A 19,288-nucleotide genomic window follows, 5' to 3' on the forward strand; every position below is an offset into this window, starting at 1 on the left:
CAAAGGACTTAAGCTTCTTTGGCACTATTTTTGGTGTTATTGTGAATAGACTTAAATTTGGGACTTTTTCGAGAAGTCCCAAATATTGTTGTTCAATGCAGTATTGTGTCATAATTCGATTTTATAATTTTGAACTTTAAATTGTAAATTATTTATGCGTTGTTCTGCCACCCTATCCCAACTGGTTGAAGTTCTTTTGGCCAGTCCGATAAACTTATCTGAAACTGCTTTAACACAAGTAAGTTGCGGTATACAAACAGATAGCCGTACCTTGAAGCTAGGTGAAGTATTTGTCGCTTTGCGAGGCGATAAATTTGATGGACATAAATTTGTGCCAACTGCGATCGCAAAGGGTGCAATAGCTGCAATTGTAGATTTTGAATACGAAAATCCCGGTTTACCAGTATTGCAGGTAAAAGACACCCTCAAGGCATATCAACAAATTGGCAGATGGTGGCGCGATCGCTTTAATATTCCTGTAATTGGTGTAACTGGTTCCGTGGGTAAAACTACAACCAAAGAATTGATCGCCGCAGTTTTAGGAACAAAGGGACGAGTTCACAAAACTTATGGAAATTACAACAACGAAATTGGTGTTCCGAAAACTCTCCTAGAACTTGGCGCAGAAAATGACTACGCTGTGATTGAAATGGCGATGCGGGGTAGGGGACAAATTGCCGAACTTACACAAATAGCGCGTCCAACAATTGGAGTAATTACCAATGTAGGGACGGCACATATTGAGTTACTGGGTTCCGAAGAAGCGATCGCTGAGGCAAAATGTGAGTTGTTAGTTGAAATGGCTGCTGATAGTGTGGCAATTCTCAATCACGATAATCTTTTATTAATGGCCACGGCGGCAAAATTTTGGCACGGAGAAGTTTTAACCTACGGCTTTTCTGGTGGGGATATTCAAGGGGAGTTAATTGATAACGAGACTGTGGAAGTTGCCGGAATCCAACTACCTCTACCGCTACCCGGCCGTCACAATGCGATTAATTTTTTAGCAGCTTTAGCGGTGGCAAAAGTGTTGGGGATTGATTGGGCAACCCTTAAAGCAGGTGTAGAAGTAGATATGCCCACAGGACGATCGCAGCGATTTACCTTACCCAATGATGTGATAATCTTAGATGAAACTTATAATGCTGCACCAGAAGCGATGATTGCATCGTTGCAGTTATTAGCAGACACACCCGGAAAGCGGAAGATTGCCGTATTGGGTGCAATGAAAGAATTAGGAGAGCGATCGCAGCAGTTGCACCAGCGAGTGGGAGAAACAGTGCGAAAGTTGAATTTAGACGGTTTGTTGGTTTTGGTAGATGGAGAAGATGCCGAAGCGATGGCTCAAAGTGCCGAAGGTATCCCATCGGAGTGTTTTGCAACTCATGCCGATTTGGTGGCTAGGTTGAAGACATTTGTGCAAACAGGCGATCGTTTATTGTTCAAAGCCGCTCATTCTGTGGGATTAGATCGGGTTGTCAATCAGTTACGTGCAGAATTTACTCAATGAATCTACCGCTAGAAACCCAACGTCTCAAACTACGAGACCTTGTAGAATCGGATTGGCTAGCGGTTCATCAATACGCTAGCGATCGCGAAGTTGTGCGTTATTTGACTTTTGGCCCTAATAGCGAAGAAGATACCAAAAACTTTTTGCAAAGAGAGATTTCATTACAAGGAGAAGAACCCCGTCAACATTTTGCCTTAGCAGTGACTTTAAAAACCCAACAGCAATTAATTGGTATCTGTCGCATATCCGTTAAGGATATTGATAATAAAACAGGCTCTATTGGATAATGTTTTACTAAGAAATTTTGGGGACAAGGATATGCAATAGAAGCTGTAAAAGCAGTTGTGTCATTTGGTTTTCAGGAGTTAGGCTTACATCGCATATTTGCGACTTGTCATCCAGAAAACATTGATTCAGAACGAGTTATGCAAAAAATTGGAATGCAGCAAGAAGGATATTTGCGAGAACACCATTGGATTAAGGGAGAATGGCGAGACTCTTGGCTATATGCCATCCTTGAGCATGAATGGAGAAGTCTAGATTTCAGACGTTGTTGGAAAGGCTAGGGCTGCTACTGTAACGTCTTTGATAAAGAATTGCTCCCAAATTAGTCACCAAACACGTGATTGCTAGCCACAACAAGATATAAGTAGGAGCCATCACCACGCCAATCATGAACCAAGTATATACGTGCAGGATCATTACAGAAGCGAAAAAGCTAGCAATTCCAGCAGATTGCCACACTTGATGTGATGGGCGACGTAAGGCTACCAGAGCCATTGTTAAAATTGTGACAAGCAAGTTTGCTGGAACGAGAAACGCACAAATACTTATGCAGTTACCACGAGAGAACTCTACTAAGGTGTTAAAATCGAGCATTAATGTTGTTGGGATAGATGTTAGCTTTTTAAGAACTTAATTTATTTTAAAATAACTAAATTTACATTAACAGGTGAGTGAGTAATCACATTGCAAACATAACATAAATTAAAATATTGAGTTGCGTTTTGATACTACTCAATAGTTAGTTAATTGTAAAGATTTTGGATAAGTAGGGTGGATGTTTTCCACCCTAGCTGAATTAACCCGGTAAAATCACGGTATCGATAACGTGTACCACGCCATTATCAGCTTCGATATCTGCTGCTAAAACTGTGGCATTTTTAACTTCAAAACCATCTGAAGAATGAATTTTAATAGGTGAACCTTCCACAGAATTAACCGTGCCGAGTTCTGCCAAATCAGCCTTTAGCAGCTTTCCGGGAACGACATGATACTTTAAAATCCGCGTTAGCTGGGGAATATTCTGCAACAGAGTTTGGATAGTTCCGGCTGGTAATTTGGCAAAAGCATCGTCATTGGGTGCAAACACAGTGAACGGGCCAGGACTTTTCAATGTTTCTACTAAACCAGCAGCTTGTACAGCCGCTACTAGTGTTTTGAAAGACTCAGCCGTAACTGCAATATCAACAATATCAGCCATATATGTTACCTAAATTTCTGCAAAATATTTTAAAGGATAATAAACCTATTTGAAGTTTTATTAAATAGGGAGTGGGGATAAGAGGCAGGGGAGCAGGGGGCAGGGGGCAGGGGGCAGGGGATAGGGGAGGCAGGGGACCGGGGAGGCAGGCGGGGACAAGGAGGACAAGGGGGACAAGGGGGAATTATTGAATAAGTCTCTCCCTTGTCTCCCCCTCTTCCTTGTCTACCTTGTCTCTTCTTCATGCCCAATGCCCAATGCCCAATGCCCAATGCCCAATGCCCAATTCCCAATTCCCAATGCCCAATTCCCAATTCCCAATTCCCAATGCCCATTAATTCTGATTAGCTTTCCAGTTTGCTAGATCGGTTAAAGAGCGATCGCGGTAACGTCCATAACGCTCCGGTTTACTTTTGATTTTCATTCCTAAATCAGGAAAAATCCCAAAATTGGGCGGCATTGGTTGGAAATGCTTCGGCGAAGCGGAACTAATAAATTCCAGTAACGCACCCATCATTGTTGTTGGTGGCAAAACTAAAAGTTCTTTACCCAAAGCTAATCTTGCTGCATTAATTCCCGCCAAGCACCCACCCGCAGCCGCAGCAGTGTAGCCTTCAGTACCAATCAATTGTCCAGCAGCTAACAATGTCGGACGTTCTTTAAATTGCAGAGTAGGATGCATTAACTGAGGGGCATTAATAAAAGTGTTGCGGTGCATCACTCCTAACCGCACAAACTCCGCCTTTTCCAAACTGGGAATTAGCTGAAATATGCGTTTTTGCTCACCCCAACGCAGATTAGTTTGAAATCCTACCATATTCCACAGTTGACCGGCTTTATCTTCTTGTCGCAACTGCACCACAGCATAAGGACGTTCTCCGGTGCGAGTATCTGACAATCCTACTGGCTTTAAGGGGCCGTAGCGCATGGTATCTTCCCCACGCTGTGCGAGTTCTTCTATGGGTAAACACGCTTCAAAAAATTTTGCCGTCTCGCGTTCAAAACCCTTAAGTTCTGTTTGTTCCGCTTTGCAAAGTTCTTCTCTAAAGTGCAAATACTGCTCTTTATTCATTGGGCAGTTGAGATAGGCGGCTTCACCTTTGTCATAACGTGAGGCCATAAAAGCAACGTCACGGTTAATCGATTCTCCGACAATAATCGGACTAGCGGCATCGAAAAAGCTGAGGTATTCCATCCCCGTAAAGCGTTGCAAATCTTCGGCTAAATCGGGACTCGTTAAAGGCCCGGTTGCCAAAACTACAATTCCTTCGGGAATGGCAGATACTTCACCCCGGCGAAATTCAATTAAAGGATGGCTGGCTAAAGCTTGAGTCAAGTCTTGGCCAAATTGTCCCCTATCGACGGCTAGCGCCCCACCAGCAGGTACGGCGTGTTCATCAGCTTTGGAAATGACGATAGAACCTAGTTGACGTAATTCTTCGTGCAATAATCCCGCCGCGCGATCGCTTGCCATTGCCCCAAAGGAATTACTACAGACTAATTCTGCCAAATGTTCTGTATGATGAGCAGGGCTGAAGCGTTTTGGACGCATCTCATGGAGAATTACCGATACGCCAGCTTGGGCTATTTGCCAAGCAGCTTCAGTTCCAGCTAGTCCACCTCCAATTACTTGTATCGGTTGTTGTTCCATAGTTAAATTTTTAGTTCCTAATATTATAAGTATTTGTCAGCATCACAGAAGTAAAATTAAATAAAAACACTTAATTCATAACTACTTCTGTAAATACAACAGTATAACAATTACAAATTATCTGTATCAATTCCCTTTTCTTTGAGTTTAGCTAGCAATTCTTGATAGCGATCGCGCTCTTTTTCTAATTCTTCTAAAGCCGCTTCCTTTGCTTGACGTTCTTGTTCCCGCAACTGGTCAATTTCTACAGGACTCAAAAACTTTTGTCCAGAAGGGGAAAAAATTTCCAGCGGATCCGATGTTAGCTGAAAACGGATTTCCAAACGCGGACTTACCCAGCCATTCATTTCTTCAATGACTTCAAAACTATCCCCAGAACGAAGTAATCCATTTAAATCATTCTTATCAGGATCGTAAATATAATATTCTTCCACACCGTAACGCTGGTAAAACTGCAATTTTTTGGTCATTTCTTTGAGGGTGTTACCTGGCGAGAGAATTTCAAATACTACCTGCGGGGGTATATTATCTTCATCCCACTGTAAATAGGAACCCCGTTTTCCTTTTGGTCTACCAAAGACTACCAGTGTATCAGGTGCTTGTTTAATATTAGGGCTTCCTTTAACTGGATACCAAAACAAATCTCCGGCAATAAATACATCAGCCGAGGATGCAAATAAGATTTCTAAATTTTCTTTAATTTTGACAATCCATGCAAATTGTTCTGTATTATCCGCCATTGGTTGCCCGTCACTTTCTGGGTAGATAACTTCGATTGGGGTTTCTGATGTGACTTGTTGTACCATTGCTGCACCTCCAAGTATGGGGTTTCTAGCTGATATTTTTAGTTAAGAAGATACGTAGATGCATTCGCACAGCGTCTCGTAGAGAAGCGGCTTGTAGTCAGACATAGCTTGTCTGAACTTATTCATTGAGAGGTATTTGCTGTACTGCTTGCTGGACTTGTGCAACATCCAAATCTAACGCCTGTGATATCTGTTCCACACTTAAACCTAGTGCTAGCAGTTTAGGTACAGCTTCTAATTTTGCCTCAAAACGACCTTCTTGTTTACCTTCTTGTTTACCTTCTTCTTTGCCTTCTTGTTTAGCTTCTTGATAAACCCGTGTTTGCTTCAATTCACTTAACCCAAACATCGCCTCTATCTCCTCTCGACTTATGTTAGGCAATTTATAAACTAAGATTGTCTCTATTAATTCTAGTAATTGTTTTTGTGGTAGTTGCAAATTTACCGCTTGCTTAGTACGGTTAATTAGAGACCATTTATAAAGTAAATCTTTAAATGGCTAGACGACGTAGCATAATTCGAGTCATAACGGCATATATGGCAGCTTCACTCATTTCAGTCAGACGTTCATAATCTTTACTCAAACGATGGTATTGGTTAAACCAGCAATCATGTTCTTTCTACGGGAGCATCTCACTTTTTAAAGTGGCTCAAACTGACAATAATCCATTGAGGTAAGCACAGCGATGGGCTAGGACTTGAGGCACATTTTCTCGTTTCCATTGTGCCCCGGAAATTTTTGTTCGACGGTCAACCTGTTTAACGGCAGATTCAACTGAACCTGAACCAATTGAACAAATTTCTTCAGCTTGATAATATTCGTAGTTGATAATGCGATTGCGATGCTTATCAAGATAACGGCAAAAGTTTTGTACTTGTTTGCCTTTACAATCTGTAAATAAGGCAATAGTAGCCTCAACTTGGCCTTTCCATAGTAGATTTTGTGCTTGTTTCAAGCGTTTTTGTGAACCCCCAACTTTGTGGAGGTTTTCTATTAAATGGAACCAATCAAGTATTTCTCGACGTTGTGCATCAGGTGCTAATTGGTCAATTATATTCCAAATGCCGTCATGTCCATCACCAATACAAGTGAGTGGGCTAGCCAGTGGTTGGTCATTAACCCAATCAATCACAATCTGATTATTCTGAAATGAAGTTCCCAAGATTCCGAGATGATGTAAGCTAATTGCTTTATAGCCAAGCCATGCACATATTTGACCTTTAGGAGTTCGGACACGGATGTTTCCACCATCGACGCTTAATTCTTCAATTGTCTGTTCTGGTGTTGGCAACTCAAAATTCTGGCGATGCACTAATCTCTGTTGACTGCTGTGAGAAACCTCTATGCCCGTAAAATACTTGATGTCTGATGCCGCATCTTCATAGCTGACATTCGCACTTACCCTCAAACAACAAGTTTCTAGATATGGACTCAGTTGAGTACTTGGTGCGACTTCTAATTCAATGGCTTGTTTGCTCGTTATTGCTAACTCTCCAAGAATGCTTTTGAGCCGTCGTTGGTATCCTGCGGTTGTCCCTGTAATCGTTTCGATAAAAAAACCCCTACTTCTGGCATAACATGCTTCTGCATTTGACTCCGCACTGCTTCTTCAATTGCTGCAAGATTTGTGAGCTTTTCTTTTGACGTATCTTCATACAATATTTTAGCAATCGCCTGAATATGTTTTTGAAGAGCTTGCTTTTGTTCTGGGGTCATCGGTAAGTAAATACACTCGTCTTACCTATCCTGACTGATTTTCGTCTTCTTTGCAAAAAACTGGGATGCTCCCCTTTCTACTACCCAACGCTTGGGTAAAACTTCAAACTCTTTATTAGTACGGCGCATGACTTCAACATGAGCTTGAATCATCAACCAAACAGCCAGCGCAAACTTATCACCGTCATAGCCTGAGTCAACCCAGATGACTTCAACTTTTTCTAATAACTCTGGTCGCTCCTCCAGCAGTTCCATCAAAGCATACGCTGCAAGCACTCTCTCACCAGCATTACCCTCACTCACAACCACTTTGAGCAATAGTCCTAGGCTATCAACTATTGTTTGCCGTTTTCTTCCCAAAACTCGCGCTTTCCACCATCAAAGCCGTACACATCCCCCTTTTTTCAGTCGTTTTTACCGACTGACTATCTGCCGCGATCGCTGTTGGTTGTGTTGACCTACCTAGTTTCTCCCTTAGTTTGTCACGTAGTGTATGGTTTAATTCTTCCCAAATACCGTATTTTTGCCATTTGCGATAATAGCTGTAAACCGTTGAACTTGGTGGAAAGTCTCCTGGTAGCATGTCCCATTGACATCCCGTTTTCAACTGATAGTATATTGCGTTGCATACTTCTCTCATATCAGTAGTCCTTGGATGTCCCCCAGATTTAGCTGGTGGGATTAAGGGAGCTAGAATAGCCCATTCTGAGTCACTCAGGTCGGTAGAATAAACCTTTCGAGTCATTGAACGCTACGTAAATGCACTGTCTCAAAAGTATCTTATCGTTATCATTTCATTTGATTAGTCCCCTTTAGATTTACTTTATAAATAGCCTCTTAGTTCTCTTGCGGTAGTAATAGTTGTATCTTCATTTTCAATTACTAATTTTAGGGTAGCAATACCTATTGGTAGTGATGCAGCTTCGCCTAATTCATCCAAGTAAATTATACTAATACGATTGCTGTTGAAGAATTCGTGGCAATCTTGTCGTTCACCAGTATCTATACTCCTTCTGGGATAAATCACCACTCCTCGCCAAGAATTTTTAGATTTCTTTTGCCGCAAATAGAGAAATGCTTCCGAAACTAGGCGCAAATAAATATCTGAATCTGGTTGAAATTGAACTTCAACGAAATAAATTGGATTTGCTTCGTCTTGAGTGGGAAGAAATACACCATCTATTCTAAAGGCAGTTTGCTTGATTTCAACTGAAGAGAATTGATAGGTATTTGCAGTCTCAGGAGAATTGCCAATTAGTTCAAAGAAGATACTGGGAAATTCTTGATTGAAATAGGCGATAAAATATAGTGTCAGTTTTCACTCTGGATGTTGTAGCACAGTTTTTAACTTCAGCAATTTTATAATGTGCTGCTCTCTGATTACAGAAATTATCACAGATGAAAACTAGCTATTTGGCAGCTTTATTGTATTTTTTGATCGTAAAATCCATGTTTATGGAAATTTGCGATCGCGCACTTCTACAGCATAATCTTGCACAGCTTTGGTAATCGTCTCCCGCAAGTTGGTGTAAACTTTGGCGAATGGTGGATGCTTTTCGGCAAGTCCAATTACATCTGAGGTAACTAAAACCTGTCCATCGCAGTGAGTTCCTGCACCGATACCAATTGTCGGAATCGTAAGTTTTTGTGTAATCTGCATTGCCAAATCTGCGGGGATATGCTCTAAAACTAGAGAAAATACACCTGCTTGTTCAAGAGCGATCGCTTCAAGTAAAATTCTCTCACTCGCTTCTTGAGTTTTCCCTTGTTGTCTTAAACCCAGTTGATGTACAGATTGCGGTGTCAAACCTACATGACCCATTACCGGAATTCCAGCTTCTACCAAACGGGCAATCGTTTCTGCGATTGCTGGATAACCACCTTCCAATTTTACCGCTTGAGCGCCCGTTTCCTTCAGTATCCGCCCAGCTGAATGCATTGCTTGCTGGAGACTTTCTTGATACGTCAAGAATGGTAAATCTACCACCACTAATGCACGTTTAACCCCTCGACGCACAGATTTGGCGTGGTATATCATCTCATCCAAAGTTATCGGCAGTGTTGTTTCATACCCTAGAACTACTGCCATAGAATCACCCACGAGGATTAAGTCTACACCAGCTGCATCGATGAGTTGAGCGATCGCATAATCCCAGGCCGTCAATGCCACAATTGAACGTCCCTGTTGTTTCCATTGAATTAATTGCTGGGTAGTGATTGCCATTTTTAATTAGGGGATAGGTGATAGGGGATAGGTTATAGGGAATAAGTGATAGGTGATGTGGGCTATTAGAAAGAATTCAGTCCCCTGTACCCTGTAACCTGTCCCCTAATCCCTACTTAACAGCGCGACTGAAAGCAATATGGGTTTTTGCACTGTCCGCTTTGGGCATTAACCAAGCTAGACCTTCACTAGTGCCAATCCATAGTTTATTGCTGATGTCAGGTAAAAGGGCAAGAACCCGACTAGAAGGAAGTCCAGCGACTTCTGCATCTAACACAGCGCCTGTATTTGGATTTAATCGTAACAAACCATTGCTAGTTCCAACCCAGACACTACCATCTTTAGCAAAACGTACCGCCGTCACATCACGCCCACGCAGGCGAGTCACAGACCTTAACACTGCACCAGTTTTTGGGTCAATGACTAGTAAATTATTCGGCATTCCCGCCCAAATTAAGCCTTCTGGACTGATAGCTAAAGCTTGAACAGTCGTCCCTGGTAAATCGGCAATCCGCTTCATAATCGCAGCACTAGCGGTATTTACCCGCACCAATCCATCAAGAGTACCAACCCACAATTGACCTTCAGCATCTAAAGTTAGGGTATTGGCGCTGACACCAGGCAGATTTTTTACTGTTGTCATAATTAAGCCTTGGTCAGGACTAATTAGGGCTAAACCGCTATCAGTTCCAGTCCACAAATAACCCCGTTTGTCAAGTAACAGTGACAAAACCCGTTTAGAAGGCAAAAATAAATTCTGTGCGGTGATTTCATTCGTGCGAGGGTCTACTCGAACTAGTCCGCCATAACTTCCTACCCACACACGTCCTACTTTGTCTTGGGCTAAAGCACCAATGGCAACATTCGGTAAGCTAACACGAGAAATAATCTTGCCAGTTTTAGGATCAATCCGCGATAATCCCCGCCAAGAACCTACCCAAAGATTACCTGTAACATCTGCTAGTAAGTTACCGACACGATAATCAGTTTCTGGCGAATTTTCTTGCACTCCGCGCTCATCGGGCAAGGATTCTACTCGCGGTGGCGGTGCAGAAGCTGGGTAAGCGGGGGTTAAATCAGATGGTTTAATGTCAGGAGTTTTTTGTGCCCATCCCATACTTGGCACAGCTATCAACCCCAGCAACATAGAAGTAATCAATAAACTAGTACGCTTGCAAAACAATACCACGGTGACATTTCCTTTGGAGACATTACCCCTAGCCATTACCTAACCTGGCTTTGGGTTAATTTCAGTGTTCCCCTAGCTGAGATTTTTTAAACGTCATCTGCAATTTTTCTCAAATTTTATGGGGATTGGGGATTGGGAATTGAGAATTAGGGATTGGGGATGGGGGAAAGAATTCTTATCAATCCTCACTCCTAACTCTTGTACAGACGCGATTAATCGTGTTTCCCGAAAAGCTTCTCTACAGTTATTGATAACACCTTGTAAAGCATTTGTAATAAAATGTTAAATCTTTATTTAATAACAAAACTAAATATATAAGTTCAAAACTTTGAAAGAATAACTTATCGAATTCTTGATATATTGTGAAATAAGTTACAAATTACGTGGTGTGTGATTTTTTATCTTTAGCTCACCACTCTGCTAAATCTATGTCAAGTAAATTCTTTGGTGGTATCTTTTCCAGCAACGGAGAAGATATAGGGAGTGTAAAGGCGGGAATGTGTGCCAGCCAGCCCAATCCCCTGAATACCCCGAATTGTAGGGGAATTATCTAAATCAAGCCGCAAAAAGCGGAATTTTTGGTGAAATTGAGAAGGTTTAGTTGGGTGCGAAAAAGAGGTAAAAAAGAATTTTGATTTGTAGAAAGAGGCAACAGTAGAAGCGCTAGGTCGTGTACCCCTAGAAGGGGATAACACTGGTGAGGAGGGCTACCACCGCTACCAAAGTGTCCGCCGCAAAAAAAACTGATACTCTTTGCAAAAAAACAACCCCTAACAAAAATTTTTCCCAATCTTCTCCCCGATGAAGGGGGGAAAAATTGAATGAGGGGAAGTTGCACAAAACGTGATTTGATAATTAACAAGAGTGATTTCAGGGAAGGATAAAATATGTCTTACGCTCAAACGAAGACTCAGAGCAAATCTGGGTATCAAGCCGGGGTTAAAGATTACAGATTAACTTATTACACACCCGATTACACACCAAAAGATACCGATCTTCTAGCTGCGTTCCGCATGACACCCCAGCCTGGTGTTCCTCCCGAAGAAGCAGGTGCGGCTGTAGCGGCTGAGTCTTCCACAGGTACTTGGACAACTGTGTGGACAGACTTGCTCACCGACCTCGATCGCTACAAAGGTCGTTGCTATGACATCGAACCAGTTCCCGGCGAAGACAACCAGTACATTTGTTACGTTGCCTATCCTTTGGACTTGTTTGAAGAAGGTTCTGTAACCAACGTATTGACCTCAATTGTAGGTAACGTATTTGGTTTCAAAGCTTTGCGGGCACTACGTCTAGAAGATATCCGCTTTCCAGTAGCTTACATCAAGACCTTCCAAGGGCCTCCTCACGGTATCCAAGTTGAGCGTGACAAGTTAAACAAATACGGTCGTCCTTTACTGGGTTGTACCATTAAGCCCAAATTGGGTCTTTCCGCTAAGAACTACGGACGCGCTGTATACGAGTGCTTACGCGGTGGTTTGGACTTCACCAAAGACGACGAAAACATCAACTCCGCACCATTCCAAAGATGGCGCGATCGCTTCTTGTTCGTAGCTGAAGCTATCAACAAATCCCAAGCAGAAACAGGTGAAATCAAAGGTCACTACCTAAACGTTACCGCTCCTACCTGTGAAGAAATGCTGAAGCGGGCTGAGTACGCAAAAGAACTCAAAATGCCCATCATCATGCATGACTACCTCACCGCAGGTTTCACCGCCAACACCACATTGGCTCGTTGGTGCCGTGACAACGGTATCTTGCTACACATTCACCGTGCTATGCACGCCGTAATTGACCGTCAAAAGAACCACGGTATCCACTTCCGTGTATTGGCTAAAGCCCTACGTTTGTCTGGTGGCGATCACATCCACACCGGTACTGTAGTTGGTAAGTTGGAAGGTGAGCGTGGCATCACAATGGGCTTCGTTGACCTGTTGCGTGAAAACTATGTTGAGCAAGACAAGTCTCGTGGTATTTACTTTACCCAAGACTGGGCTTCTCTACCTGGTGTAATGGCAGTTGCTTCTGGTGGTATCCACGTATGGCACATGCCCGCACTGGTAGAAATCTTTGGTGATGACTCCGTACTACAATTCGGTGGTGGTACACTGGGTCACCCTTGGGGTAACGCTCCTGGTGCAACCGCTAACCGCGTCGCCTTGGAAGCCGTTGTTCAAGCCCGTAACGAAGGCCGCAACTTGGCTCGTGAAGGTAACGATATCATCCGCGAAGCAGCCAAGTGGTCTCCTGAACTGGCTGTTGCTTGCGAACTGTGGAAAGAAATCAAGTTCGAGTTTGAAGCAATGGATACCGTCTGATCTGAGTTAACAGTTAAGAGTTAAGAGTTAAGAGTTAGGATTTGCATTAATTCATAACTCATAGCTCATAACTCATAACTCTTCAGGGCTGGGGTCAAGCATGAATCTTAAGCAAATTGCGAAGGACACAGCCAAAACTCTCCAAAGCTATCTGACTTATCAGGCTCTAAGGACAGTATTGGCACAGCTAGGCGAAACTAATCCGCCATTAGAACTTTGGTTGCATAACTTTTCGTCTGGCAAAATTCAAAATGGTGAGTCATTCATTGAGCAACTGTTGCGAGAAAAACCAGATTTGGCTTTGCGGATTATGACTGTCAGAGAACACATTGCGGAAGAAATAACGGAATTTTTACCGGAAATGGTTCGCACTGGCATTCAGCAAGCCAACATGGAGCAGCGTCGCCAGCATTTAGAACGCATCACACGAATAGACACATCTAACCCCAGTCTGCAACCAGAACAGCAAGCAACTTCAGATCCGAATCTGGATAACTTATCCAATTAGTTCGGTCAATTTAGTAGTAAAAAATCGCAACCCATTATCAAAAAGCTATGCAAACTTTACCAAAAGAGCGTCGTTACGAAACCCTTTCTTACCTGCCACCTCTGTCTGACGCTCAAATTGCCAAGCAGATTCAATACATTTTGAACCAAGGTTACATTCCAGCGATCGAGTTCAACGAAACTTCTGAGCCAACAGAATTATATTGGACAATGTGGAAGTTGCCTTTGTTCGGTGCTAAATCCACTCAAGAAGTATTGAGCGAAGTTCAAGGATGCCGTTCTCAATTCAACAGCAGCTATATCCGTGTTGTGGGTTTTGACAACATCAAGCAGTGCCAAGTTCTCAGCTTTCTTGTTCACAAACCCAATAAAGGTAGCAGATACTAAAGCAAGCGTTGCTCTAAATAATTAGTTTATCTACATAGGAGAGGTAGAATTATCTGCCTCTCCTATTTACTAGATTTTTTTTGAAACGCAGAGGGACGCATTAGCGAAGCGGTAGCGACGTTAGGAGCGTCAGCGTCTCGCAGAGAAGGAAAACGCAGAGCAACGCAGAGAATAACTCGGTGTCCCTTTGCGTAAACCTCTGCTTTTTTTTAAATACAAGAAATGGAATTACAGTATCTGCCGGAAGTAAGAATTTGCTTTGTTGGTGACTCTTTTGTTAACGGTACTGGGGACCAAGAATATCTTGGTTGGACAGGGAGAGTATGTGCTAATGCTAATAAAAAAGGTTATGACATTACTTACTATAATTTAGGAATTAGGCGTGATACGAGTACTGATATAGCAAAGCGTTGGTTACAGGAAGTATCGCTGCGATTACCCAAAGAATATGATGGTAGAATTGTGTTTTCTTTTGGATTGAATGACACAACATTAGAAAAGGCTAAAACTCGTGTGGATTTGGCAGATTCTATCAAAAATGCCCGTGAAATTTTAAGTAAAGCTCAAAATTTATATCCTGTTTTGATGGTTGGCCCAGCAGCATACGCACAAGAAGAACCTCAAAGAAAGCAGATAACTATAGATTTATCCAAACAATATACTTTGATTTGTAAAGAATTCAATGTACCTTATTTAAACGTTTTTCCGATATTAGAAAAATCAAACATTTGGATTAATGAAGCAAGAGCTAATGATGGTGTTCATCCTAGAGCAGGCGGTTATACAGAATTTGCTCAAATAGTAGAAAATTGGGACGCTTGGTTAAATTGGTTTCCTCTGACTTCATCGAGCATTCAAAGCTAGGATAGTGGTAACACCTGATTTTTATATCCAAAGGTGGTAACTATGCAACAAATTACTCTAGCTAAAGCATCTCGAAATTTAGCCGACTTAATTGAAGCAGCACTCAGTGGTGAGGAAATTATCATTATCAAAGATAATCAACCTGTTGTGAAGTTAATTCCTGTGTCGCCAGTTAAACGCCCCCGTCAACCTGGAAGCGCAAAGGGTTTAATTACAATATCTGATGACTTTGATGCACCACTTGAAGAGTTTAAGGAATATATGGAATGATATTACTGCTCGATACACATACTTTTATTTGGTATGTGACGGATAATTCAAGACTTAGTAATCAAGTAGTAGAATTAATCAATGATAAGAAGAATGAAATTTTGCTAAGTATAGCTAGTCTGTGGGAAACAGCTATTAAGCAAAATTTAGGCAAGCTTAGTTTCAATCAGCCATTTGAGATATTCATCAGACAGCAACTCAATCTCAACGATTTTAGTTTACTCGATATCAAAATTAACCACGTTACTGTTTTTGCTACACTATTTTTACATCATCGCGATCCATTTGATCTAATTTTAATTGCACAAGCACTTGTAGAAAATATACTTATACTGAGTGCTGATAAAATTTTTGATGCATATTCAATTGAGCGTTTGTGGTAATTAGCGCTCCTTTTCTACCAAAAGATAAATAAACAGTCATTACCAAAAAAACTTAACATTACTTTAGGCAGTGCTAGGCAAAGATAATTTTATGGGTTACTACATCGCTCCCCGCTTTCTGGACAAACTGGCTGTCCACATTACCAAAAACTTTCTAAAGCTTCCTGGTGTCCGAGTTCCCGTGATTTTAGGTATTCACGGACGCAAAGGTGAAGGTAAAACATTTCAATGTCAATTAGTCTTCGAGAAAATGGGTATCGAAGTGACTAATATCTCTGGCGGCGAATTGGAAAGTCCAGATGCAGGAGATCCGGCACGGTTGATTCGGCTACGCTATCGGGAGACAGCAGAACTAATCAAAGTACGCGGCAAAATGTGTGTACTGATGATTAATGATTTAGATGCCGGTGCTGGACGCTTTGATGAAGGTACTCAATATACTGTAAATACACAGTTGGTGAATGCCACATTGATGAATATTGCTGATAATCCCACAGATGTGCAGTTGCCTGGAAGCTATGATTCCACACCTTTACATCGTGTACCGATTATTGTCACAGGTAATGATTTCTCCACTCTCTATGCACCGTTAATTCGGGATGGACGGATGGAGAAATTTTACTGGGAACCCGACAGAGACGACAAGGTGGGAATTGTCAAGGGTATTTTTGAACAAGATGGGCTGTCACAGAAGGAAGTTGAACAGCTAGTTGATACATTTGTCAACCAGTCCATTGACTTTTTTAGCGCTTTGCGATCGCGCATTTATGACGAACAAATCCGCAACTACATCCATCAAGTAGGGTTTGAGCGGGTATCTTTGAGTGTGGTTAACAGCACTGAAGGTCCACCAGAATTTAAAAAGCCAGATTTCAGGCTGTCTCACTTAATCGAGTCTGGTAACTTCCTGATTGGTGAACAAAAACGGGTGGAAAATTCCCATTTGGTTGATGATTACAATCGACTCAATCGAGGTAGAAATTCTCAATCTGCACCACCGCCTGCGACACCTATTAATCAGTCGTCAAGTAATGGTGCAACTCAAGAAGCAAAAACTAATGGAAATGGATTCCAGAAGCAGGAAGGATCGAGTTCACATTTAACCCTGGATACACAAGCTCAAATTAGGCAATTATTGTCTCAAGGTTACAAAATTAGCATTGAACACGTCGATCAGCGCCGCTTCCGCATGGGTTCTTGGCAAACTTGTGTTCATAGCCATATTGATGCAGAGTCTGATGCAATATCAAATTTGGAAGCAACTCTAGCAGAATATAGCGGTGAATATGTGCGCTTGGTAGGTATCGATCCGAAAGCCAAGCGGCGGGTAGTGGAAACGATTATTCAGCGTCCAGATGGGAAAAATTAGGAGTAGATAATTGAGAAAGAGCGATCGCTTTTGTCAATTCTCAAACAACTGGAAAAATATGCTTCCTCAATTTCGGGACTTACGCAAAAAATAGCCCAAAGCTTGATTTTTGCGTAAGTCCTAAATTTGATAGCTGAATCCTTATACCTTAACTACAGGTAGCAGCTGAAGCAGAGTTAACCTTTGTTAAATCGCCAGTAAATACTGCTGTGTATATATAAGGTGATGCACCAGAGCAAGTCATGGAGTTGGTATTAGTGCGGCGGGGAGTCCACCATGACTTTGCTTGCACAGTTAAATTTGTGCCATCCCATGATAGGCTTCTGACAACTAAAGAGTTTGTATTTCCATTATCTGCCTTTTTAGCAGATAAAAATGTAGCATAGTAAACCTCGCCATTGGCTGGATTAATCCGGGCTATAACTGCGACTTTTGGCCCGCCTCCACTACCATAGCTAGACAACCAGCGCCCAGTTGCAAAGCGGCGAAAATCATTACCAGTCTGACTGCCAGTGGAAGAGTAAACGCCGTATAAAAAATTTCCCCCACTCCAATACAATCCGTAGCCTGTACCGTCGTCATTTGTTGTTTCGTAATCAGTCCTACACCATGTTTTAATACCATTATTAAAACGGATAGTTATAGGGTTTTTGTTATTAGATGAGACTTGCTGATAACCAATGTAAAAGGCTGAACTTCCACTAACTACTCTGGCCCCATTCTTAGCTTTGATAGTCGCTTCACTATCATTGCAACTAAATGTCACAGCATTCCCAACAGATGAATTTACTATTTCGGCAAAAGCTGGAGGGACTTTTTGTGTGAGGACTAAATCAGCTACTAATACGACAGATAAAGAGAAACCTGCCAAATACTTCTGAAATTTTTGAGAATAAATCATGATATAAATCTGCCAAAAAATTTTAAGGGAAAAACACCGTATCACTATAAACTCTAATGAGAGTTTAGACAAGCAAAATTGTTGAAATTCGCAGATAGCAACATTTTCAGCATTACGATAAATGAGGCTAGACTACAAAGTGCTTAACAGAATATGCATGACATTGCATGGTATTAACTGTATATAAAGTTTTCTTATCCAAAGAGCATCATTGAATAGATTGATGATTAATTCAGAATCTAGATACTCTCTAAGAAATGCTGCGTGGGTATCTTGTTGGCAAAGCTAGACTAGATAGACTTGCGCCTTGTGTCACCACCACATCTATGATTTGGTGAGGATACCAAGACTTCATTGATTAAGAAGATTGCAGACTTGCTACTACTGCACTATTCAATTTTTAAGCCAGAATTAATTATTAATTCTGATTCTTCACTCTAGAATTCTGTTTGATAAATTGCGACAAATGCTTTTAGAGAACAAATAATATTTGTTCCTTATTTATCTCTCTTATTAAAAGCTTGAATTCATCTTTTAATCCATTAATTTCAGTCCAGCCGATCTTAAGTCAGCTGTTTCTAGAATATGTGATGTCCGTTTTTGGAGGAGACATAGATATATTCCTTAAATCGGGTTCTAAAGTTAGTTTGGCTTAGTCAAGCTGTTTTCTGGTTCAGTAAAATTCGTGAATAATTTTATTTCTCATAAAACTAATACATTAATCTGAGTAATTTCTCTTAATTCAGATATTGGATCTAGTTTTTTGGGCAATTGCTTGTTAGTGATGAATATTCCGATATTCATCATAATGACTCGATTTCGTCTTATTTTATCGATACAGAGTCCGGGAATAGCTGATTAGAGGCTCTGCCTTCAGTGATACATTAATTCAGTAGTCCAGATGAATGTATTCCCATACTCAGTATGAGAACAAGTAAAAAAGCAAAACTTCATCAAGCTAGGTTTTTAGGACTTGTGTATACACTGTAGGCTTCTAAAAACTGGGGGACAACTCTACAAAAATTGTGTGTACACCTAAGTTGACAAGGAGAGATATGGTATTTTGGGCTGGAGGTTAGGTATATATTGGACTCATCAACCCAGAAGCGCTAGAAATGCTGCTTCACCACGTCCAAGGGTGAACAATTCCAATAATCGATATGGGAGACAATCAAACCATCAGAGTTAAGACCTAATTCACTCCAACCAGGAATAGAAATCCGTGGCTTCCAGGGGAGAGGAGTATTCCAACTGAGTGTCCACTCAGTTTTGATTGTGTCTCCTAAACGTTGAATATTATGTAAGTCCATCTTGGGATCTAAAAACCAAGTTTGGATAAAATTAATCATTTTTTGATAACGTTTCACACCACGAAATTTATTCAGTGGGTCTTGAAAATAAACGTCTGGAGCGTAAATGCTGTAAGTTTGATTGACTGGGAATCTTTGATAGTCTTCTTTGAGAATTTCAATGATATCCATAATAGTCGCTTTATATTCGATGTCCTCGCTGATAGAGGATATCAGGTTTTTGGCAACTTTATAGTTTTGGGTACTAAATTCAATACAGTTAAAATAGCGGTTGGAAATCGGGTCTATACAAACAAAACCCGCATAGGCGGGTTAAAAAACCTTAAGTTTCTCTAGTCCGAGAAGCCGGACTTTGTTTCTATAACTGCGTTAACTGCGTACTCCTACGGAGAAGCAAGC

At 41.4% G+C, this 19,288-nt stretch carries 17 protein-coding genes and 5 pseudogenes; 9 read left to right on the forward strand and 13 right to left on the reverse strand.

Going from position 1 to position 19,288, the window contains the following annotated elements; translation table 11 throughout:
* Positions 1-154: 154 nt before the first annotated feature.
* The gene (gene murF, locus FBB35_RS29970; protein ID WP_174712662.1) at positions 155-1,510 is read left to right on the forward strand and encodes a UDP-N-acetylmuramoyl-tripeptide--D-alanyl-D-alanine ligase; all 1,356 of its coding nucleotides are present in this window, start codon (positions 155-157) and stop codon (positions 1,508-1,510) included.
* Positions 1,507-2,076 (forward strand): annotated as a pseudogene (locus tag FBB35_RS29975) (GNAT family N-acetyltransferase). Before murF ends, FBB35_RS29975 begins: the two are co-directional and overlap by 4 nt.
* Here FBB35_RS29975 and FBB35_RS29980 read toward each other — a convergent pair.
* The 11 genes and pseudogenes from FBB35_RS29980 to FBB35_RS30030 all read right to left on the reverse strand — a co-directional run bounded on the left by FBB35_RS29980 (position 2,054) and on the right by FBB35_RS30030 (position 10,616).
* Positions 2,054-2,389: a hypothetical protein gene (locus FBB35_RS29980; protein WP_174712663.1), complete on the reverse strand. Its 336-nt coding sequence runs from the start codon at positions 2,387-2,389 to the stop codon at positions 2,054-2,056. The pseudogene FBB35_RS29975 and the gene FBB35_RS29980 overlap by 23 nt on opposite strands.
* Before the next feature lie 202 nt (positions 2,390-2,591).
* On the reverse strand, positions 2,592-2,993 hold the full coding sequence (locus FBB35_RS29985) for a fasciclin domain-containing protein (protein WP_094327870.1): 402 nt from the start codon (positions 2,991-2,993) through the stop codon (positions 2,592-2,594).
* Between the two features lie 334 nt (positions 2,994-3,327).
* Positions 3,328-4,644, reverse strand: a complete 1,317-nt coding sequence (gene trmFO, locus FBB35_RS29990) for an FADH(2)-oxidizing methylenetetrahydrofolate--tRNA-(uracil(54)-C(5))-methyltransferase TrmFO (protein ID WP_174712664.1) — start codon at positions 4,642-4,644, stop codon at positions 3,328-3,330.
* Positions 4,645-4,754: 110 nt separating this feature from the next.
* Positions 4,755-5,450, reverse strand: coding sequence for a Uma2 family endonuclease (locus FBB35_RS29995; RefSeq protein WP_174712665.1), 696 nt, complete (start codon positions 5,448-5,450; stop codon positions 4,755-4,757).
* A 118-nt stretch (positions 5,451-5,568) separates the two neighbouring features.
* Positions 5,569-5,919: pseudogene (locus tag FBB35_RS30000) on the reverse strand (Rpn family recombination-promoting nuclease/putative transposase); the annotation flags it as partial.
* Positions 5,920-5,941: 22 nt separating this feature from the next.
* A pseudogene (locus FBB35_RS30005) lies at positions 5,942-6,055 on the reverse strand (transposase); the annotation flags it as partial.
* Positions 6,056-6,100: 45 nt separating this feature from the next.
* A protein-coding gene (locus FBB35_RS30010; RefSeq protein ID WP_174708235.1) for an ISKra4 family transposase occupies positions 6,101-7,167 on the reverse strand; the annotation gives its coding sequence in 2 pieces (ribosomal slippage) (positions 6,101-7,011 and positions 7,011-7,167; 1,068 coding nt in all).
* 72 nt (positions 7,168-7,239) lie between these two features.
* Positions 7,240-7,912: pseudogene (locus FBB35_RS30015) on the reverse strand (IS5 family transposase); the annotation flags it as partial.
* 93 nt (positions 7,913-8,005) lie between these two features.
* A pseudogene (locus FBB35_RS30020) lies at positions 8,006-8,489 on the reverse strand (Rpn family recombination-promoting nuclease/putative transposase); the annotation flags it as partial.
* 131 nt (positions 8,490-8,620) lie between these two features.
* The gene (gene panB / locus FBB35_RS30025; RefSeq protein WP_174712666.1) at positions 8,621-9,391 is read right to left on the reverse strand and encodes a 3-methyl-2-oxobutanoate hydroxymethyltransferase; all 771 of its coding nucleotides are present in this window, start codon (positions 9,389-9,391) and stop codon (positions 8,621-8,623) included.
* Between the two features lie 112 nt (positions 9,392-9,503).
* Positions 9,504-10,616, reverse strand: a complete 1,113-nt coding sequence (locus FBB35_RS30030; protein ID WP_174712667.1) for a two-component regulator propeller domain-containing protein — start codon at positions 10,614-10,616, stop codon at positions 9,504-9,506.
* Positions 10,617-11,467: 851 nt separating this feature from the next.
* Here FBB35_RS30030 and FBB35_RS30035 point away from each other — a divergent pair.
* From FBB35_RS30035 to FBB35_RS30065, 7 genes are all read left to right on the forward strand, one after another.
* Positions 11,468-12,898, forward strand: coding sequence for a form I ribulose bisphosphate carboxylase large subunit (locus FBB35_RS30035; protein ID WP_174712668.1), 1,431 nt, complete (start codon positions 11,468-11,470; stop codon positions 12,896-12,898).
* Between the two features lie 100 nt (positions 12,899-12,998).
* On the forward strand, positions 12,999-13,406 hold the full coding sequence (locus FBB35_RS30040) for a chaperonin family protein RbcX (RefSeq protein ID WP_174712669.1): 408 nt from the start codon (positions 12,999-13,001) through the stop codon (positions 13,404-13,406).
* A 47-nt stretch (positions 13,407-13,453) separates the two neighbouring features.
* Positions 13,454-13,792 carry a ribulose bisphosphate carboxylase small subunit gene (locus tag FBB35_RS30045; RefSeq protein ID WP_174712670.1) on the forward strand — a complete coding sequence of 113 codons (339 nt, stop codon included), beginning with the start codon at positions 13,454-13,456 and terminating at the stop codon, positions 13,790-13,792.
* A gap of 222 nt (positions 13,793-14,014) precedes the next feature.
* Positions 14,015-14,656 (forward strand): GDSL-type esterase/lipase family protein, encoded by a 642-nt coding sequence (locus FBB35_RS30050; RefSeq protein WP_174712671.1) that lies wholly within the window; start codon positions 14,015-14,017, stop codon positions 14,654-14,656.
* A 42-nt stretch (positions 14,657-14,698) separates the two neighbouring features.
* Positions 14,699-14,926, forward strand: coding sequence for a type II toxin-antitoxin system Phd/YefM family antitoxin (locus tag FBB35_RS30055; protein ID WP_174712672.1), 228 nt, complete (start codon positions 14,699-14,701; stop codon positions 14,924-14,926).
* Positions 14,923-15,309: a type II toxin-antitoxin system VapC family toxin gene (locus FBB35_RS30060; RefSeq protein ID WP_174712673.1), complete on the forward strand. Its 387-nt coding sequence runs from the start codon at positions 14,923-14,925 to the stop codon at positions 15,307-15,309. Before FBB35_RS30055 ends, FBB35_RS30060 begins: the two co-directional genes overlap by 4 nt.
* Positions 15,310-15,400: 91 nt before the next feature.
* Positions 15,401-16,678, forward strand: coding sequence for a ribulose bisphosphate carboxylase small subunit (locus FBB35_RS30065; RefSeq protein ID WP_174712674.1), 1,278 nt, complete (start codon positions 15,401-15,403; stop codon positions 16,676-16,678).
* A gap of 148 nt (positions 16,679-16,826) precedes the next feature.
* Here FBB35_RS30065 and FBB35_RS30070 read toward each other — a convergent pair whose 3' ends face one another.
* Both FBB35_RS30070 and FBB35_RS30075 read right to left on the reverse strand, forming a co-directional pair.
* Positions 16,827-17,579, reverse strand: a complete 753-nt coding sequence (locus tag FBB35_RS30070) for a hypothetical protein (RefSeq protein ID WP_174712675.1) — start codon at positions 17,577-17,579, stop codon at positions 16,827-16,829.
* A 1,109-nt stretch (positions 17,580-18,688) separates the two neighbouring features.
* Positions 18,689-19,060: a DUF2358 domain-containing protein gene (locus FBB35_RS30075; protein WP_114082919.1), complete on the reverse strand. Its 372-nt coding sequence runs from the start codon at positions 19,058-19,060 to the stop codon at positions 18,689-18,691.
* Positions 19,061-19,288 lie beyond the last annotated feature (228 nt).

The organism is Nostoc sp. TCL240-02 (assembly GCF_013343235.1).
Lineage (GTDB): Bacteria > Cyanobacteriota > Cyanobacteriia > Cyanobacteriales > Nostocaceae > Nostoc.

What these genes read in the sequence shown, in the direction of transcription:
- FBB35_RS30045 (WP_174712670.1), top strand. Translation starts at nt 13,454, where the DNA reads ATGCAAACTTTACCAAAAGAGCGTCGTTACGAAACCCTTTCTTACCTG.
- panB (WP_174712666.1), bottom strand. Translation starts at nt 9,391, where the DNA reads ATGGCAATCACTACCCAGCAATTAATTCAATGGAAACAACAGGGACGT.
- FBB35_RS29980 (WP_174712663.1), bottom strand. Translation starts at nt 2,389, where the DNA reads ATGCTCGATTTTAACACCTTAGTAGAGTTCTCTCGTGGTAACTGCATA.
- FBB35_RS29995 (WP_174712665.1), bottom strand. Translation starts at nt 5,450, where the DNA reads ATGGTACAACAAGTCACATCAGAAACCCCAATCGAAGTTATCTACCCA.
- FBB35_RS29985 (WP_094327870.1), bottom strand. Translation starts at nt 2,993, where the DNA reads ATGGCTGATATTGTTGATATTGCAGTTACGGCTGAGTCTTTCAAAACA.
- FBB35_RS30075 (WP_114082919.1), bottom strand. Translation starts at nt 19,060, where the DNA reads ATGGATATCATTGAAATTCTCAAAGAAGACTATCAAAGATTCCCAGTC.
- FBB35_RS30030 (WP_174712667.1), bottom strand. Translation starts at nt 10,616, where the DNA reads ATGGCTAGGGGTAATGTCTCCAAAGGAAATGTCACCGTGGTATTGTTT.
- FBB35_RS30070 (WP_174712675.1), bottom strand. Translation starts at nt 17,579, where the DNA reads ATGATTTATTCTCAAAAATTTCAGAAGTATTTGGCAGGTTTCTCTTTA.
- FBB35_RS30040 (WP_174712669.1), top strand. Translation starts at nt 12,999, where the DNA reads ATGAATCTTAAGCAAATTGCGAAGGACACAGCCAAAACTCTCCAAAGC.
- FBB35_RS30035 (WP_174712668.1), top strand. Translation starts at nt 11,468, where the DNA reads ATGTCTTACGCTCAAACGAAGACTCAGAGCAAATCTGGGTATCAAGCC.
- FBB35_RS30065 (WP_174712674.1), top strand. Translation starts at nt 15,401, where the DNA reads ATGGGTTACTACATCGCTCCCCGCTTTCTGGACAAACTGGCTGTCCAC.
- FBB35_RS30060 (WP_174712673.1), top strand. Translation starts at nt 14,923, where the DNA reads ATGATATTACTGCTCGATACACATACTTTTATTTGGTATGTGACGGAT.
- murF (WP_174712662.1), top strand. Translation starts at nt 155, where the DNA reads ATGCGTTGTTCTGCCACCCTATCCCAACTGGTTGAAGTTCTTTTGGCC.
- FBB35_RS30055 (WP_174712672.1), top strand. Translation starts at nt 14,699, where the DNA reads ATGCAACAAATTACTCTAGCTAAAGCATCTCGAAATTTAGCCGACTTA.
- FBB35_RS30050 (WP_174712671.1), top strand. Translation starts at nt 14,015, where the DNA reads ATGGAATTACAGTATCTGCCGGAAGTAAGAATTTGCTTTGTTGGTGAC.
- trmFO (WP_174712664.1), bottom strand. Translation starts at nt 4,644, where the DNA reads ATGGAACAACAACCGATACAAGTAATTGGAGGTGGACTAGCTGGAACT.